Below are 17,155 nucleotides of genomic sequence, written 5' to 3' on the forward strand. Positions count from 1 at the left end.
CAAATAAAAAAGGCTTTCATTAGAAATTATATGTCAAACACTAATAGACCCTTACTACGAGATAATAATGTCGCGTTCACTGTTTATCGCCCCTGATAGAAAATATAAAAATAGACCTGCCGCAGCAGGTCTAAATGATTAATCTTCTTTTTCTTTGTCAATTTTCTTGTTGATCTTACCAGCAACATCATCTGCGGCTTCTTTGGCTTTATCCTTCGCTTTACCGAAACCTTGTTGGATTTTGCCCTTTAATTCTGTTGATTCATCGTCTGTAACTTTTCCTTTTGCTTCGTTTACTTTTCCTTTTAATTCATCATTGTTAGCCATAATAAGCCCTCCTCATTCATACCGATGATTACTTCTAACAATAGTTTACCACCCGTAAATTTAGAAGGCTAAGAATCTGCTTAGCCTTTCAATAGGCGCTCTGCCTGTTGAATTTCTTGCTGTAGCGTTTTTATACGCTGATTCTTTAATTCACTAGAGAATTCTAACTGCTTCAATCGTTCCAGCTCGATTTTTGCCGCAGCTAATTCTGTTTTTATCTCGCAGAGAACGCTTTCATTCAATTCCATTGTATTTCTCCTCTCAAGCATCACGCACCGACTACTAATTAATTCTATGCTACACTGCTTTTGAGGTGAAGTAAATGCGAAATACATGGTTGCAAGAACAATTGGCTGCGATTTCCAATGAGCAGAATAAATTTGTTGTTGATGAAGTAATTAAATACATCGAACAGCTAGAAGACGACAACGAGAGTCTTCAAATAGCATTAGAGGGGAATATTTGGAGCCCCAAAAAATGGAACGAAAAAGCAGAGAAGTAGCCAAAATTTGTTGACTGCTTCTCTGCTTTTTTCGTAATAATCCCATAATCATCAAGATAATTAAAACGGACTTCTTTTCTTTAAAGACTGTAATTGATAACTTTTTCATATTTCTTGAATAGTTGCTGATTCAATTGATCACCGCCATCGATGTTTGCAGAGTAGAAAATTGGTGGATATTCGATTCCTTGCTCAATTAATTTACGAGTTACTTCAACAATAATCGTATTTAGCATTGTTGCTCCTACGACTGTTGAGCTAGGACCAACTTTTTGTTCGATTCCTTCGATTGAGCAGCAGGCATCACCAATATCTCCATGATTATCCAAAATAACATCCGCTAATTCAAATAATCGTTTTCCTGAAGAATGTCTACTAGTAATCTGCTTTGAGTAATTTACGTTGGTTAAAGCAACAATCTTCACTTTTTTTTCTTTTGCCGCAAACGCTAAATCAATCGTTACCGGATTTCGACCAGATACTGAATGAAGAATCAACACATCCCCTTCATTAAAAGGAATCGTTGAAGCTAATGTTGTACCATACCCTTCCAATCGTTCCATTTTACTAGTTACTGTTATGGGAGATTGATCCAACATCAACTCTCTGCCAAAGATTGCATTGATCGTCATCATCCCACCTGCTCGATAATACAATTCTTCAGCTAAAATCCCTGCATGACTAGCACCAAAAATATAAATTCCTTTTTGATTTAAATTTGCTTCTGTCAACAGATCAATTGTTTGATTGATGGCGGAAGCTTCCGATACTTCAACCTCATTTAAAATCTCCTGTATACGATCAAAATATTGAAACATTTAAAACCCTCCAAACAAACTACTGATAAATTTTCCAACCATGCCCCATAAAGAAAGATCATTTCCGCCGAAAATCAGTAGCCAATTCTGAATTGTGGTACTGAAGACAACTGCTGAAAAACCCACTAACAGAACCATAGCGATAGCTGACACAGCGGTTCCTATGATTGCTCCGCGAAGCCCTCCTTGACCTTCACCAATTACAGCTGCGCCACCACATTCAAAGAAACTAGTGATAACTAATGGAACGATTAAAATACCGAATAAATCAAAACTATTTACAACAATGACTAAGACTGTTGAAGTAATCATAGCTATGATAAAACCAATAATCACAGCATTTGGACGATAATTGAAAAGAATTGGTACGTCAAAAGCCGGTTTCGCCCCAGGAACAACCTTTTCAGCAATTCCTTGAAAGGCAGGAATAATTTGATTAATCAATAAACGAACGCCATAAAGCATTATCAGCAATCCTGCGCCAAAATTCAAACCTGCTTCAACCGCAAACATAATTAAATTTCCGTCATTTGGAATTAGAACTGGTGCAATGACTCCTACAGCTAAGTTCATTAGAAACATAACTAATCCACCAGTAATTGATATTTCCCTAAAAAACGATAGGCTTTCTGGTATATTTAAATCCTCAGTGGAACGTTCTTTATTTCCGACACGCTTAGCAACAAATCCCGAAATCAATGATAAGATTCCGGTTGGATGACCAATCAAGAAAGAATCATCTCCGGTAGCATCCCATACATATTTTCGCATAATCCATGGCATAACTGACCAATAAATTGCTGACAAAACAGCACTGACAATAACTAACATCATCCCTTTTAAACCAGCCTCAACACCACCAGCGACTAATACAAATGGAAACCACCATAGCATATGACCAGTTAAAAAAATTGTTTTAATTGGCGTAAAGCGAGCAATCAGTAAATGTAGAATCAATCCTAAGAACATAGCTAGACCAACTGTTCCACCATAATCTGCAGTGAAAGTAACATCAGACAATCCCTCAGCAACTTTTACACCTAGCTGCGTTTGAACAGCAGCATTGATTGGCGCGATCGTTCCCACCAACATATTGACACCTGCGGTCAATATGACCATTCCAAAAGCCGCAGTCATAGAACCTTTAACAATTTCAGAAATTGATTTTCGTTGAACGAGCAATCCAATCATTGCAATTAATCCAAGTAAAACAGGCGGATTTTTTAGAATATGATCTGTAATAAAACTCATTTTCCTACCCCTCTCTTTCGTTTAGATATTTTTCCATTTGTTCGCGTATTTCTACGACATCCATATATTTTTTGATTGGATAGACAGGTGATTTGACGGCTCCCTTCAATTCTGGCAGTAACTCATTGCTGGTAAAATAAACATCTGCTGGTGTCGCTTTTGCTGTTGAAAGATCCGTATTTTCTACAGTTGCTTTCAGCCCTAATTCCCTCACAACTTTATCAATTGACATTTTTAAAACCATTGAACTGCCGACCCCAAATCCACATACTGCTAAAATTTTCATCATTCAATTCCCCTTTCACTAAAAAGTGTAATTATTTCTTCTTTACTTCCATTTAAAATTATTTGATAGTTTTTCGGCTCCATAAAAATTGCCATAATCTTCTGTAGACTATCTAAATGACTTTGGTTATCTTCTGCTGCCAAAACCATAAAAATTTTAACTGGCTTACCCAGCATATCTACTGGCTCTTTTATAACCAGCAGGCTCATGCTTTGTTGATTGACTCCTTCACCTGGACGAGCATGCAACAGCGCAAAATAATCGGCTATGACCATGTAAGGTCCATAATCATTCACACTTTGGATCATCGATTGAATATAATTCTTCGTAATAAAACCCTTTTTCAATAGTGGCTGTCCAGCAAGTTTAGCTGCAGCCTGCCAACTGTCCATTGTTTCAATAACTTGAATTTGTTCTCTTGGCAGTATTGTATTTATTGAACTCATGCCTTAACCTCCATCATTTTTGATATAAACCATTCCTTATCCTCAATCCCCTGCATTACAAGCTCCATCACAGGTTCAACTTTTTGGATGTCTTCTTCCTTAATCATTAGTAAAATGAGAATATCGACTTTTTGATTGCCCCAATTAATTGCCTTATCCAAAATCAAGATTGCAATCGCTGTTTTCTCAACAAATTCTGGCGAACCATGAGGAATCGCAAAGCCGTTATCTAGATAGGTCGATTGCAATCTTTCACGCTCCCAGACAGAAGCCCTAAATTTATCCGCCAATCGTTCATCCGAAAATTCTTGTCGATCAATCAAATAATTGAGGGCGTCCTCTTTGGTAGAAAAATGATGAAATAGAATATTTTGAGCAATAAAATCCTTTGTCTCACTTGCTACCTCCAATTTAGGAGCATTTTTTTCTTCTCGTGCAATAATCAGATCAATATATTGGTTCATGATCCGTTTCATATCTTGAACCGTCACCATCGGACTTATGCGAACGACTGGTTTTTCAGTATCAGGAAATTCTACCGTTGAAATAATAAAATCGACATCAGAAAGATCCATATCTTCAAGTTTTGAAGTTGAGGCTGTTTCAATGCTATTCACATCTGGTAGAATTCTTCGAATCTTTGCTGATACGAAAGAGCTGGTTCCGATTCCATTTGGACAAACGAAAAGGACTTTATGCATTTTCTTGACCCGTTCCATCGCAGCTTGGAAATGAATGCTTACAAAACCAACTTCATCATCTGTCAAAGTAATTTGGTAATGCTTACAAAATTCAACCAACCCAAACCATACGACGCCGTAAAGTGCTGGATACGTTTGCTTAATTTCATCAATCATCGGATTTATGACAGAAGACTGTGCCTCAAGACGTAAGATTAGCTGATATAAGTGAATCACTAAGTCTTCCTCTAACCGACTGTCTTGTGTTAAATCAGTTTGTAGGCCTTCGCTGACTTTTTGAATTAGAAACCGAACTTTTCCACGAAAAGCAAATGGAATCGCTTCGTCTTTCATAAAGAATCGCAAGCCACTCCCTACAATCAAATAGGTCAAATATTGAATCTCTTCTTGCGAAAAAGTATAAATATTCTGTTTCTCCAATTCATTCAAGAGCCCATAAACTAATGGATATTTATCAAATTCTAAGAAGAATTGTCCGTATTGATTAGATCCTTCTAAATGAATATGATGATCTTCTTTAGCTCTCTGAATGATCAAAACGATTGAAACAATAATATTTTGCATATAGCTTTCAGGAATCTCGATTTTTTTTTCGGTTAATGATTTATAAAAACCTTGTGATACTTTCTGCATCAACTCACTATCAATAAATATCTCAACTGATAGATCACTATTAAGTAAGTTCAAAATAGTGCGTTTCAAAATCTTTTGAATCTGAACCTCGCTTCCTTTAAAAAACGTTCCTGAATTGTCAAAGGTAAGAGCCAAGTCCTCCTTAGAAAATAGTTCCTTAATAAAAGAAAGATCGTTAGCGATACTACTTCGAGAAACATAGTATTCATCTGATAATTGCTGATAACTCAAGTGTTCTTGATCAAGCAACCGCTTTACAATTAAAAATTTTCGGTACTTACTATCTATATTTTTATTCGTCATTATCATCCTCACCTTCATCCATAATGTAGCACGCCGCTCTTTTTGCTAGTAGACCAAAAAAATAGTCTGAAAAATAAAAAAACATTGAACACTCAATTGAACATTTTTAAAGCCATGCAAAAATGTTTCAAAATATAACGAGTTTTCAACAATTATACTTCCTTTCTTAAAAAAAAAGACCCTCTATTTAGAGGATCTTTCATCTAAAGATCGAATCGCACGTAGGAGTCGCTCGGCACCATCGACGATTTTTTCTTTAGGTGCACCAAGATTAAACCGCAGATAACGCTGCCCTTCCACTCCATAAGTCTCACCCTTCATGATGGCTACTTTTTCTTGCTTTACTAACACGGTTTGCAATTCGTCCATCGTGTAAGGCAGCTTAGCGATATTGATCCAGCCTAAATAAGTGGCTTCCGGTATCCTAAAATCAATTCGCGAGTCCTTTGCTAAAATTTCTTTCAAAGCAGTGAAATTTTCGTCCACCGTTCGATTTAGTTCTTCTACCCACTGTTTTTGATTATTATAGCAATCCATCGTCGCTAGCAATGCGGGATAAGGAATAGAGGATAGACCATCCCGCCCCTTTAGAATATTCAGAAATTTCTCCCGCAATACTTCTTCTGGAAAAATCCCATAGGACCCACCAAGTCCTGGAGAATTGAAGGTTTTTGAAACAGAAGACAGCAACACTACAGGTACTTCGATCTGATTAATAAACGCTAGAATCGGCAAATGTTTTTTACCAGGTCGGCGCACATCCATGTGAATCTCATCGCTAATGATTGCCACAGAGTATTTGTTGCACAATGTAATCAAATGAGTCAATTCTTCCTCTGTAAAAACGCGACCAGTAGGATTGTGGGGATTACACAACAGGAAAATTGCGGGCTTTTCTGCAGCAAAAATTTCTTCTAAAGCAGAGAAATCAATGGTAAAACGCTCCTTATCGTTCGTCAGTGAGAAAGTAATCAATGCTCGTTCATTGCCACTGATACAATTGAAAAAAGCGTCATAGCAAGGTGTGAACGTTACAATTTTTTCGCCTGTTTTACTCAGAAGTTGAAGACAAACGGATAAACTATAGATCACACTTGGTGAATAAACACACCAGTTCGGATCAATCCAGCAAGTGAACGCCTGTTGGAACCAACGACTGATACTTTGTTTGTAGTCCAGATGATTCCATCGTGTATAGCCAAAAAATCCACGATCAACCGCTTTAGACAAAACATCGATCGTTCCATCAGGAATCATAAAATCTGTGTCTGAAATGGAGAAGGGCAATAAATTTTTCTCACCAAACCGATCTTGCACATAATCCCATTGGGTCGAATAGGTGTCATAACGAGACCGTTGCTCCCTAAAATTGCTCAAAATCAATTCCTCCCTCGTCAAACGAACGAACAACTGCTGATAATAACTCGATCGTTGCCTCTATATCGGAAATTTTTACGATGGAATTCCATGAATGACAATAGCGGACAGGAATACAAACGACCAGTGTCGGTTTTCCAGCAAACAATTGAACCGAGCCCGCGTCTGTCCCGCCGCCACCTAGTAAATCATACTGCCAAGGGATATTCTTCTTTTCAGCAATTTCTCTGCAATAGTCCAATAATTTTAGGTTTCCCAACGCGGTTTTATCCGCCAAAACTAGTCCCGGGCCATCGCCTTGAATTCGATTTGGCACCTCTGCGGCTTTCGGTGTGTCTTTTCCATTGGCGACGTCAATCACGATATTTATATCCCCATTGACCTGAGAAGCAGCCACTTTCGAGCCTCGAGTTCCTGCTTCTTCTTGAACAGTCGCTACGCCGATAAGTTCAATCTTTTTTGTCTGAACTCGATTTTTTACCTGAGCCATAATCGTACAGGCTATTCGATTGTCTAACGCCTTACCAACGACCTTCTCATGATTGAAGCTTTTCTTCGCCTGAGCGTTCGGCAAGATCATATCTCCAATTTGCAGGCCTGCTGCTTCTAATTCTGCTTTTGAGTGGACGCCGAAATCAATATACATTTCACTGATTGATACAACATCATTCATATTATGACTTGCTTTGGGTAACGTTCCCACAACACCCTCCAAAACAGCGCCATTTTTACGACAGGTCGCCCTTACCTGTTGCCCTAATACCACATGACCCCACCATCCGCCAATAGGATAAAAGTAAACAAATCCATCCTCCGTGATTTGATGGACGAAAAAGCCAACCTCATCCATATGAGCATATAATGCAACTTTCTTCTTTTTTGCCTCCAAATCACCAAAGTACACATTCCCAAACGTGTCTTTTCTATTGGGTCCTTCAATCGTTTCTTGTAATGCTCGCTGGACCTGCGTCTCTTGTCCAGGTAAAGCATCTAGATTGGAAAGAGCCATCAATAAGCTATCCGTTGCAACCAATTGTCATCCACTCCTTATTAAATCGTGTTAAACTCTCAGCGTCTCCACTATCGTTCACGACCACATCATCTTCGATTCGAATGCCAAAGCCTGCTTCTGGCAAATAAATGCCTGGCTCGATGGTAAATGTCATATTTTTTTCAATGGTCACCGTTTCTTGTGGCGCTAATGCAGGATATTCATGACAAGAAAGGCCAAGTCCATGCCCTAAATTGTGGCTGAAAAATTGATCCAGTCCTCTTTGCTCCAAAAACATCCGTGCCATTTGATCAATTTCTCCAAGCTTTTTCCCTAGCGAAACTGCGGCAACGGCGTGTTTTTGAGCGGATAGCAGGGTTTGATAAGCTTCTTTAATCGCCTTCGGTACTTCACCAAATCCAAAGGTTCGAGTGATATCCGAATAATAACCTTGATAGATCGTCCCAAAATCAATCATAATCAGTTCATTTTCCGCAATTTTTTTCTGACTGGCATGGGCATGAGGCAAGGCCGTTCGTTCTCCTGAAGCCACGATTGTCTCGAAGGCCGCACCTTCACTTCCTAGTTTTTTGCTGTGATAGTCAATTTCGTTCGCTAGTTCCAATTCGGTCATTCCGACACGGATCATTGGCAGAATTTTTTCTAAGGTTTGATCAGCGATCGATGCCGCCTGCTTGATTGCCGCGATTTCTTCCGGTTGTTTGACCATTCGCAAGCTTTCTATCATATTCTTTGTTTCGACTAAATGCCCCTCTTCTTCAGCTACTGCTGTTTGAAGGGTACTAAACAACTGATATGAAATCGTTCCGGCTTCAAATCCTAGGGCTAACCCTTTTATAAATGGCCGCAGCGTTTCAATTAGGCTGCCTCCTACAGGTATTTCACAAATCTCGACATTACTAGTTTGCTGCTGCGCCTGTTTTGTATAGCGGCCATCCACAAATAATCGCAGCGTATTCTCTGTAACCAGCAACAAACCATTCGATCCAGTAAATCCGCATAGATAGCGGCGATTGATCTTATCTGTCACGAGTAGTCCTGCTAAATTAGCTGCAGCAATTTTTTTACGTAATTCATCCACGTTCATGTGACACTCTCCTTCATTAAAAAAAGGTGCGACAAAACTCTCGTCACACCCGCTTTATTGGTTAGAAATCAATATCCGTTAAATATTGTTCGTCGTCATCGGAAATGACGGAATTGGCTTTTTCGGCTTCTAATTGTGCTTCTCGTTCTAATTCTTGTTTTTCTAATACCTTAAAGAACGGCAGATATAAGCCAAAGGACATAGCTACCTGAATTACCTGAATGACGATCGCACGCCAATCAAATCCCGTTAAGAAGCCTTCCATAAACACCGGAACATAAGGCGGATCGAAAATTGGGAAATTCAATAATCCTAATTTCATACAAATCATTGGGAACATTCCAACTAAAGCGCCACCAAAAATGAATGGAATCATTAACACCGGATTCAAAATGATTGGAACCCCAAAAAGTACCGGCTCATTAATCCCGAATAAAGATGGCAATAAAGCCACTGCTCCAACCTTTTTATAGCGTAACGACTTGCTGATCAGCATTGCCAACACCAGACCGATCGTCACTCCTGAACCAGAAAAATTCGCAAACGCAGATAATGTTCCATTCGTAATCACGTGCTGTAGCGGTTCACCTGCTTCATGAGCAGCGATATTTTCTGACAAATACTGCACGGCAATTGGTGAAAGGATTGGTGACAATACTGCTGAATGAATCCCGAAAAACCAGAAGACTAAACGCAATACCAAAACAAAATAGATGATCCACAATGAATCCAAGCTACCGATTGCTGGTGCCAAAACATCCATGATAACCTGTGGAAGAAGTACACCGCCCGACAAACTATCGGTAACTGACCGAATCACAATGAATAAAACGCCGATAGCGGCCGTTGGTGTAATCAGTTCGAATGAGCTGGAAACAAAATCAGGTACTCCTTCAGGCATCTTAATTACCAGCTTGTGCTTCGTAAAAAACTGATACAGCTTCACTGAGATAATTGCTACGAAAATAGCGGTGAATAACCCTTTTGAATCAAGATATGAAGCAACAATATTGCCATTATCATCGACATCCATCGCTACGATTAAAAACGCGATGGCAGAAAGCAACATAGAGCCTACGGTGTATAGTTTATAGTGCTCACTTAAGAAATAAGAAATTGCTAAAACCGCGTATAAACCAACTAACCCTAAGGAAACTTTAGAAATAATACCAAATATATACCCGTAATTCTCGAACCAATTTGCTACTGCCTGTGTTTTGATAAATTCTGGAATAGAGGGGAAGATCGCCGCGATAGAACCTAGCAATAGCACCGGTGTCATGACGACCATCCCTTTTTTAATAGCCGTTAAGTAAGGATTGCTGTCAACTTTGTTAGCAACTGGAACCAATGTTTTACGAATAAAGGCTTCTACTTTTTCAAAAGCACCCTGTTTCTTTGGATTTTCCATTTTTTTCTCTCCTAACTATTGCGTTTTTAATGCTTGATTTTTTCGGTAGGCAACTAACGCCTGCTTCATCACGGTAGCTCCATCCATTGACCCATAAATATCTGAGGTTAATAAAACAGTCGGCTTATCCGCCTTCTCCGCTTCACCTTTGATAAAGTCATATTTATGACTTAATTGTGGCCCAACTAAAATCACGTCATAATCGTTGATGTAACGCTCTAGCTTATCAACACCAATTGCTTCCATGGGATAATCCTTTTCGTCTAAACTTTTTGACTCCTTGACCACCTTTTTCATGGACTCCATCATCATGGTGGTTGAGAAGCCTCCTGCACAAACTAGTAATGTCTTCATTCCTTTTTCCTCCTATTTTAATGCAAAGCCTTGGCTTCGCTTTGTTCTTTCAACATACCGATCATTTCTTCGATCAAGTCACGTGCTAAGATACTGGTCATTAAGTGATCCTGCGCATGTACCATTAATAAGCTAGTTTCCGTTTTCTCGCCGTTGATCTCACTGGTAATCAATTGGGTCTGTACATCATGTGCATCGATGCTTTTTTCTTTGGCTTCTTGCATTTTTGCTTCTGCTTCGTCAAACTTCCCTTTACGTGCTAAGCGCAAGGCTTCAAAGGCAGATCCTCGGGAATCTCCCGCCGCAGAGATAATTTTAAAAATATCCATTTCTTGATCGTTCATTGTTTTATCCTTCTTTCATTAAGCTTTTCATATAAGACATAAAGTCTTGAAAGTTTGTAATTTTTGTCAACTGGGTATCTAATGTCGGATCATCCATCATTTTAATCATCAACCGACTAATTTCTTTGTGCAGATTTAAATGATCCTTCTTGATATTGATCAAGAAAATCACTCTTACCTGCTTTTCCCGATATGTTAGTGGTCTTTTTAATAGAATGACATCAATGACTTCCTTAATCGCGGCCTGTTCCATGGGATGAGGACCAGCGATGCCATGCTGATAAATCGTGTCAATCAGTTTTTCCCGCTCTAAGACACTTTGCTTGAACCCTTGCTCCGCCCATTGCAGTTCTTCTAAGCGAGCGCCTTCATTTTCCAAAAGTGTCAGATATTCGGCAGGAGGGTCAAGAATTTGGAACCATTTCCTATCAAATAAACTGAGGATGAACTGATGAACATCGAAAACCTTATTTCTTGATTCACGTAAAAGGTTCAGGTCCTGTTCAATTTTGCTGATCTCTGCCTGATTCAAGATTGTTTTGGTATAAATGATCGGAAGGTCAAACTGCTCCTGCTGCACTGGTACCGTCGAAATCAATAAATCAAAGGTGTCATCGATCTGATCAATTTCATTTAAGGCAAAAGTTGCGACCTCCGCGTTGCTGAAAAGACGTTCCAGATTCACTTTCAATAAATAGGAAGCTCCTCCACCTGTAGAACAAATAACCGCGATCTTTTGATAATCCTCAATCACTTGATTGGATTGCTTCTCCAAACTTGCGGCAAAGTAAATCGCGACATACCCGATCTCATCCTTACTTATATCTACTTCTAAATCTTTATTCAGCTCATTAATAAAAACCATCGCCACATTAAACACATTGGCATACTGTGTGTAGATATCCTCGATAATAGGATTTTCTAGCTGATGGCCTGTATAAAGCCGCTGCAATAAGGGGGCCACATGCATCAGCAGTGCATTGGCTAATGCTTGATCCCCACAAAAATGCGTTTGATAACGCCGATCCACAAAATCTAGTGCTTTTTCGATTGCTTGCTTTAACTGCTGATTGTTCTCAACATCATCAAGTACAGCAAATTTTCCACGCAGCTGTTCTTCCAAATAATTTTTTTCTGCTTTAGAAAAAACAATGGAATAGGCAGCTTCAAGGTAATCCACCAATTCTTCCGTTAGCTGATCATACTTATCGACGACTCTCAGCGTTTCAGACTCTTCTTGGTTTAACGTATTTTTCTGCATGATTCGAAAGCACAGTAAACGAATATGCTGAACAATGTTTTCAAAGACGATATCACTAATTTTCAACTGATTCTTTTGTAGACGTTCCTGTAAAAAACGCCTTAAGTCTGTTTCATCGAATGTAAAATTGAACTCCTTATACCTTTCGGTCAATACGGGGGTGTGGATCGTGTTACGAAGCAGGTATAAAATCGCTCGTCTTTTTTTACTTTCTGTCCCGATAATTTTCAAGCCATAATGCGCTTTACTAAAAAGCGTCAGCTCGTACTTCTCACAAAACTGTTCAACCTGCTTGATATCGGCTTTAACGGTTGATAGGCTGACGTCCAGCCACTCCGCAATCTGCTGCATCGTGATGTACTCTTCATGAAACAGCAAAAGCAGTTCGATATTCTTAATCCGTTCTTGTGGAAGAGAGGCATCAATGTGGGTTTGCTGCTCTGAACGAGAAAGATAGCTTTGAAACTTCTCCCGATCAATAACTTTTAGTTGATAACCCTTGGAACGGATTCGTTCGACGGTGAAGCCTTCTGTTGTTCCGATGTCCTTCAACCATTTAATATCACTTGCAAGCGTTCGCTCCGAGATTTGAAATGCAGCGGCCAATGCCTTGGGAGCAATCGCTTGCTTCTTTGCATATAAGTATTCAACAATTTTTTCTTGTCTCATAACTACCTCCCGCTTACAGATAAACTATGCAATGTAAGCCCTTTACTTAAAATGGCAACTTTTTCTATTAAAAAATGCAAAACTAGACTGAATAAAAAGATGCACTCACTATTAAAGCACACTCTTCTCCCTCTCGATAGTGACTATATTGCGATCCAAGCGAAAAAAAACAAGCCCTAAATAAATAGGACTTGATAACTGCTTAACACTTAATATAGGAATACCCCTGCTCCTGCAATTCAACCAAACCAATGACGCCGGATTCAATGATTTCAACTTGCTCATGCATTTGTTTTGAGCGAACATGGAAATTACGCATTGAATGATGACAAGCCTGATAGGTAATATGCGGGTATTCTTTCATAAACTTGATCACACGCGGCAATAAATATCCTTGGATGGCCTCGCCGTTCATTAGCAAGACAATATCTGCTTTTGGCTCCGATAACAAGATATGCTCAATATTGTGACGGGCCTCTCGGATCATTCCTAACTCATCGACATGAAAAACTACTTTCATTTAAAACGCCTCCTTATATTCCATTAATGGGTGAAGCCATAATTTTTAATTTCGGTCTCTTCATGAAATACCAAATGACTATTCTCCAGCTCTTTAAGCGCCGCCTTCAAATCCTCAATAAAATCATGTGCCATACTCATGCCAAAATCACTTCGAACTACAATACGCTGAATAATCTGATGATCTAGGTTCTTCGGCAATGGGTAAGAAGGAACCTGCCAGCCCTTCATTAGCAGCCGATCAGATAAATCATACAATGTCCATTGACGTGTTGAATCTTCCGCTAGTTTGTAGCAAACCAGTGGTAACTGACTACCATCATTGATAAGTGTAAAATGGCGCGACTGTTCGATTTCCTTAGCCAAATAAACTGCTACATCATGGGTTCGTTGATGAATACTTTGATACCCCTCAAAGCCAAAACGAACAAAATTATAATACTGTCCGATCATCTGAGATGCACTATGGGAAAAATTGATCGCCATGGTCGGCATCTCCCCACCGAGATAGCTGACCTTAAAGACAAGCTCTTCTGGGAGAAATTTCTCGTCTCGCCAAACGACCCATCCAACGCCCGGATAAACCAAACCGTATTTGTGCCCTGAAGTATTGATGGAAATGACATTCTTCAGTCGAAAATCCCATGCCAGCTCCGGTTCAACAAACGGCGCGTATAACCCGCCTGAAGCTGCGTCCACATGAATGTACACTTTATGTTCTGTCTGTTGATTGTATGCTTCCACCAGCTGATCCAATTTCTCGATGTCGTCATATTGTCCTGTGTAGGTGATTCCAAGAATACCTACGATACCGATCGTATACTCATCAACTGCTTCTATGGCTTTTTCAACATCTAGAGATAAATGATCCGCTGACATTGGAATCTCACGAAGCTCAATATTCCAATAAACACAGAATTTTTCCCAACAGACCTGATACCCCGACGAAATGATTAGATTCGGCTTTTTCGCCTGAACAGCGACACCTAGCTTTTCAGCCCGCTTACGCCAGGCAAATTTCATTGCCATACCGCCTAGCATACAGGCCTCGGATGAGCCGATCGTAGACGTTCCGATGTATTTCTCTGGTCCCTTAGCGTGCCACAGGTCTGCAATCATATTGACGCAGCGGTTTTCCATCTCAGCGGTTCGGGGATACTCAGACTTGTCGATCATATTTTTATCGAGAGTCTCACTCATTAATTTCACTGCTTCTGGTTCCATGAAGGTTTGACAAAAAGTCGCCAAGTTCAAACGAGAGTTTCCTTCATCTAATAGATCGTCCTTAATCATCTGATAGGCGATCCGCGGTTCGATGGATTTTTTTCCTAAATGATAGGACGGCAATAGCTCATCCTCATTCTTTGATCCGAAAATTGGTTCCAAGTAACTCGCCTCACGTCGATCTTTCTTTCCATAAAGCATTTGACCACGTCTCCTCTATATAAATAGTGCCCTTATTTACCCGAGTTGAACAAAATCTTCTTCTATAATAAGAGTAGCTGAAAGCGCTAAAAAATACAAAAGAATTCCTTGCAATCTGCTATCAATCCGATGATTTTTTCGAATTAAACTAAAATTAGCGGATTATTTCGAAAAAATCAGCATTTTTTTAAATAAAAGACTTTCTTTTTACTTGTGAATCTATTATTTTGGTAGTAGCATGCAAAAAAAAATAGCGGAGGACGCATTATGTCTTATCAGGAAATGCTTTTTACTTTCTTAGGCGGATTAGGAATTTTCCTTTTTGGGATCAAATATTTAGGTGACGGCTTGCAAAAAGCCGCCGGAAATCGATTACGAGAAATCCTAAATCGATTTACCTCAACGCCCTTTCGTGCCGTTTTAGCCGGGATCATTGTCACAGGGTTGATCCAGAGCAGCTCAGGAACAACGGTCTTAGCTGTGGGATTAGTTAGTGCCGGCTTTATGACCTTAAAACAAGCAATCGGGGTTATCATGGGGGCAAACGTGGGAACGACTGTCACCGCTTTCATCATCGGTTTTAATTTGAGTGAATATGCGTTGCCGATTATTGGAGCTGGCGCCATTCTACTCTTCTTTTCAAAGCGAACCTCGTTGCAATCGATCGGGCAAATACTTTTCGGATTTGGTGCGCTTTTCTATGGATTGAAACTAATGGGTACAGCGATGGACCCTTTGAAAGATCTCCCGCAATTTAATGAATTGATGATCAGTGTCTCCCATCATCCTGTACTAGGTGTTGGTATCGGGACCTTGTTAACCATGGTTTTACAAAGCTCCAGTGCGACAATCGGGATCTTACAGCAGCTTTACATGCAAGGAAGTGTCTCCTTAACAGCCGCCTTGCCGATTTTATTTGGTGATAATATTGGAACAACGATAACGGCTATTATTGCCTGCTTAGGCGCAAGTGTTGCAGCGAAAAGAACGGCTGCATCACATGTCATTTTCAACTTGGTTGGAGCGATTATCTTTACAATTTTACTGGCCCCTTTTACTAAACTCGTTATTTTTTTCGCGAGTTCATTAGGCTTGAATCCAGCCATGCAGATTGCTTTCGCACACGGACTCTTCAATATTTCCAACTTAGCGATTCAATTCTGGTTTATTCCGCAGATTGAGATGATCGTGAAGAAAATCGTCCCAGGCAGCGAGAAGAATTTGAATATTCGTTCTGTTACTTTGAGTGAGCCCATTATCCACACTTCTTCCGTTATGGCCATCGAACAGGCCAAAGGGGAAGTCATTCAAATGGGGAATTACGTGCTTTCTTCAGTAAAATCTGCGCGTAAATACTACAACGACACGAAGGAAGAATGGCGGGACGACGTTCTACAGTACGAAGATGCTATTAATCAATGTGATATAGAGTTGACCGAATACCTCGTCAAAATTTCAGCAACCGAATTGACACCTTTAGAAAGTCAGGAACAAGCGATGCTGCTGGAATTTACGAAAGATTTCGAGCGCATTGGAGATCATTCAATGAACATTATCCACTACGTCGAAGAATCTATCGCATTAGAAGAAAAACAACGTGCAAAGGATAAAAGAAATAAAACGAAATCAACCAACAATCGGCAAACCTTCTTGCTTCATGATGAAGACCTTGAACGACTATTCGATAAAGTGTTAAAAAATATTCGAGATGCGATGCAAGTTTTAGAAAATGATGACGTTGAACTTGCACAAAAAATGCTGGATCGTGAAGAAGAAATCAATCAACTGGTTGAATTGTTGCGTAAGAAATACATTCGTCTAATGACGAAAGGGGAAGGACGTGCAGCAGACGGCGTTCTCTTGATTGATATCAGCTCCAACCTTGAACGTTCTAGCGACCGGACGCTTCACATTGCGAAATACTTCTTAGGAAACAAATACAATTTCAAATACGATACTTCCAATTTCCATTACAAAGAACCCCTGGAGTCATCTGACGATTCCCTTAGTGATGGCAAAGAAGTATTGGATTAGTGAAAAGCAATTCCTCGATTATTTGAGGGATTGCTTTTTACCTTTCACGATTGTAAGTTTAACTACTCTTTCGTAAGTATTTTCGCGCCTTATTCCTTGGTATGATTGGTTTATCAAAGAAAGGGAGTTGAAGAAATGGATACATTTACGATTGTTTTATTGGGTTGGGGACTTTATTCAGTGATTCATTATTTTGAAAAACGTGGGGAACGTGGAAAAGCTATTATTGCAACAGTACTTGTAAGTTTGCTGATTATCTTGTCAAATGTCTTTAGTAATTTTGCCAATGCCTCTCAGCTAGGCTGGTCAAAATTAGTTCTGACTGTTGGTGTGAGTGTGGTAATTTTATCCTTCTTTATTTTTCTGCCAGCTATTTTCAAAACAAAAAAATAGGC

General features: G+C 39.6%; 19 protein-coding genes. 3 read left to right on the top strand and 16 right to left on the bottom strand.

Annotation, left to right across the window (positions count from 1 at the left end):
- Positions 1–138 precede the first annotated feature (138 nt).
- Complete coding sequence (locus RV13_RS10115) at positions 139–327, bottom strand: CsbD family protein (RefSeq protein ID WP_010743845.1); 189 nt, start codon at positions 325–327, stop codon at positions 139–141.
- Positions 328–407: 80 nt separating this feature from the next.
- On the bottom strand, positions 408–575 hold the full coding sequence (locus RV13_RS21010) for a hypothetical protein (protein ID WP_010743846.1): 168 nt from the start codon (positions 573–575) through the stop codon (positions 408–410).
- A gap of 74 nt (positions 576–649) precedes the next feature.
- Between RV13_RS21010 and RV13_RS10120 the strand changes: the two genes are divergently transcribed.
- Positions 650–829: a hypothetical protein gene (locus RV13_RS10120; RefSeq protein ID WP_060789325.1), complete on the top strand. Its 180-nt coding sequence runs from the start codon at positions 650–652 to the stop codon at positions 827–829.
- A gap of 80 nt (positions 830–909) precedes the next feature.
- Here the strand turns inward: RV13_RS10120 and RV13_RS10125 are convergent, their stop codons facing one another.
- The 14 genes from RV13_RS10125 to gad form a co-directional block, all read right to left on the bottom strand.
- Complete coding sequence (locus RV13_RS10125) at positions 910–1,647, bottom strand: sugar isomerase domain-containing protein (RefSeq protein ID WP_060789326.1); 738 nt, start codon at positions 1,645–1,647, stop codon at positions 910–912.
- Complete coding sequence (gene ulaA, locus RV13_RS10130) at positions 1,648–2,898, bottom strand: PTS ascorbate transporter subunit IIC (RefSeq protein ID WP_060789327.1); 1,251 nt, start codon at positions 2,896–2,898, stop codon at positions 1,648–1,650.
- Positions 2,899–2,902: 4 nt separating this feature from the next.
- Positions 2,903–3,184: a PTS sugar transporter subunit IIB gene (locus RV13_RS10135; protein WP_028021175.1), complete on the bottom strand. Its 282-nt coding sequence runs from the start codon at positions 3,182–3,184 to the stop codon at positions 2,903–2,905.
- Complete coding sequence (locus tag RV13_RS10140) at positions 3,184–3,630, bottom strand: PTS sugar transporter subunit IIA (protein ID WP_028021176.1); 447 nt, start codon at positions 3,628–3,630, stop codon at positions 3,184–3,186. Before RV13_RS10140 ends, RV13_RS10135 begins: the two co-directional genes overlap by 1 nt.
- On the bottom strand, positions 3,627–5,267 hold the full coding sequence (locus RV13_RS10145; RefSeq protein ID WP_060789328.1) for a BglG family transcription antiterminator: 1,641 nt from the start codon (positions 5,265–5,267) through the stop codon (positions 3,627–3,629). The genes RV13_RS10140 and RV13_RS10145 overlap by 4 nt, the downstream gene beginning before the upstream one ends.
- A gap of 183 nt (positions 5,268–5,450) precedes the next feature.
- Positions 5,451–6,644, bottom strand: coding sequence for a MalY/PatB family protein (locus tag RV13_RS10150; protein WP_060789329.1), 1,194 nt, complete (start codon positions 6,642–6,644; stop codon positions 5,451–5,453).
- Complete coding sequence (locus RV13_RS10155; RefSeq protein ID WP_060789330.1) at positions 6,631–7,677, bottom strand: M42 family metallopeptidase; 1,047 nt, start codon at positions 7,675–7,677, stop codon at positions 6,631–6,633. Before RV13_RS10155 ends, RV13_RS10150 begins: the two co-directional genes overlap by 14 nt.
- Complete coding sequence (locus RV13_RS10160) at positions 7,661–8,743, bottom strand: M24 family metallopeptidase (protein ID WP_060789331.1); 1,083 nt, start codon at positions 8,741–8,743, stop codon at positions 7,661–7,663. Before RV13_RS10160 ends, RV13_RS10155 begins: the two co-directional genes overlap by 17 nt.
- Before the next feature lie 61 nt (positions 8,744–8,804).
- Complete coding sequence (locus RV13_RS10165) at positions 8,805–10,154, bottom strand: PTS sugar transporter subunit IIC (RefSeq protein WP_028021181.1); 1,350 nt, start codon at positions 10,152–10,154, stop codon at positions 8,805–8,807.
- Positions 10,155–10,169: 15 nt separating this feature from the next.
- The gene (locus RV13_RS10170; protein WP_028021182.1) at positions 10,170–10,508 is read right to left on the bottom strand and encodes a PTS sugar transporter subunit IIB; all 339 of its coding nucleotides are present in this window, start codon (positions 10,506–10,508) and stop codon (positions 10,170–10,172) included.
- A gap of 17 nt (positions 10,509–10,525) precedes the next feature.
- The gene (locus RV13_RS10175; protein ID WP_028021183.1) at positions 10,526–10,852 is read right to left on the bottom strand and encodes a PTS lactose/cellobiose transporter subunit IIA; all 327 of its coding nucleotides are present in this window, start codon (positions 10,850–10,852) and stop codon (positions 10,526–10,528) included.
- Between the two features lie 4 nt (positions 10,853–10,856).
- Positions 10,857–12,782, bottom strand: a complete 1,926-nt coding sequence (locus RV13_RS10180; protein ID WP_060789332.1) for a BglG family transcription antiterminator — start codon at positions 12,780–12,782, stop codon at positions 10,857–10,859.
- A 202-nt stretch (positions 12,783–12,984) separates the two neighbouring features.
- Complete coding sequence (locus RV13_RS10185) at positions 12,985–13,302, bottom strand: DsrE family protein (protein ID WP_010743853.1); 318 nt, start codon at positions 13,300–13,302, stop codon at positions 12,985–12,987.
- A gap of 23 nt (positions 13,303–13,325) precedes the next feature.
- On the bottom strand, positions 13,326–14,726 hold the full coding sequence (gene gad / locus RV13_RS10190; protein ID WP_060789333.1) for a glutamate decarboxylase: 1,401 nt from the start codon (positions 14,724–14,726) through the stop codon (positions 13,326–13,328).
- A gap of 267 nt (positions 14,727–14,993) precedes the next feature.
- On the opposite strand from gad, the gene RV13_RS10195 reads away from it, so the two are divergent.
- Both RV13_RS10195 and RV13_RS10200 read left to right on the top strand, forming a co-directional pair.
- Positions 14,994–16,760 carry a Na/Pi cotransporter family protein gene (locus RV13_RS10195; protein WP_060789334.1) on the top strand — a complete coding sequence of 589 codons (1,767 nt, stop codon included), beginning with the start codon at positions 14,994–14,996 and terminating at the stop codon, positions 16,758–16,760.
- A 135-nt stretch (positions 16,761–16,895) separates the two neighbouring features.
- Complete coding sequence (locus tag RV13_RS10200) at positions 16,896–17,153, top strand: hypothetical protein (RefSeq protein ID WP_028021187.1); 258 nt, start codon at positions 16,896–16,898, stop codon at positions 17,151–17,153.
- Positions 17,154–17,155 lie beyond the last annotated feature (2 nt).

The sequence above is a fragment of the Enterococcus raffinosus genome, assembly GCF_001886185.1.
In the GTDB taxonomy this organism is placed as follows: domain Bacteria; phylum Bacillota; class Bacilli; order Lactobacillales; family Enterococcaceae; genus Enterococcus_A; species Enterococcus_A raffinosus.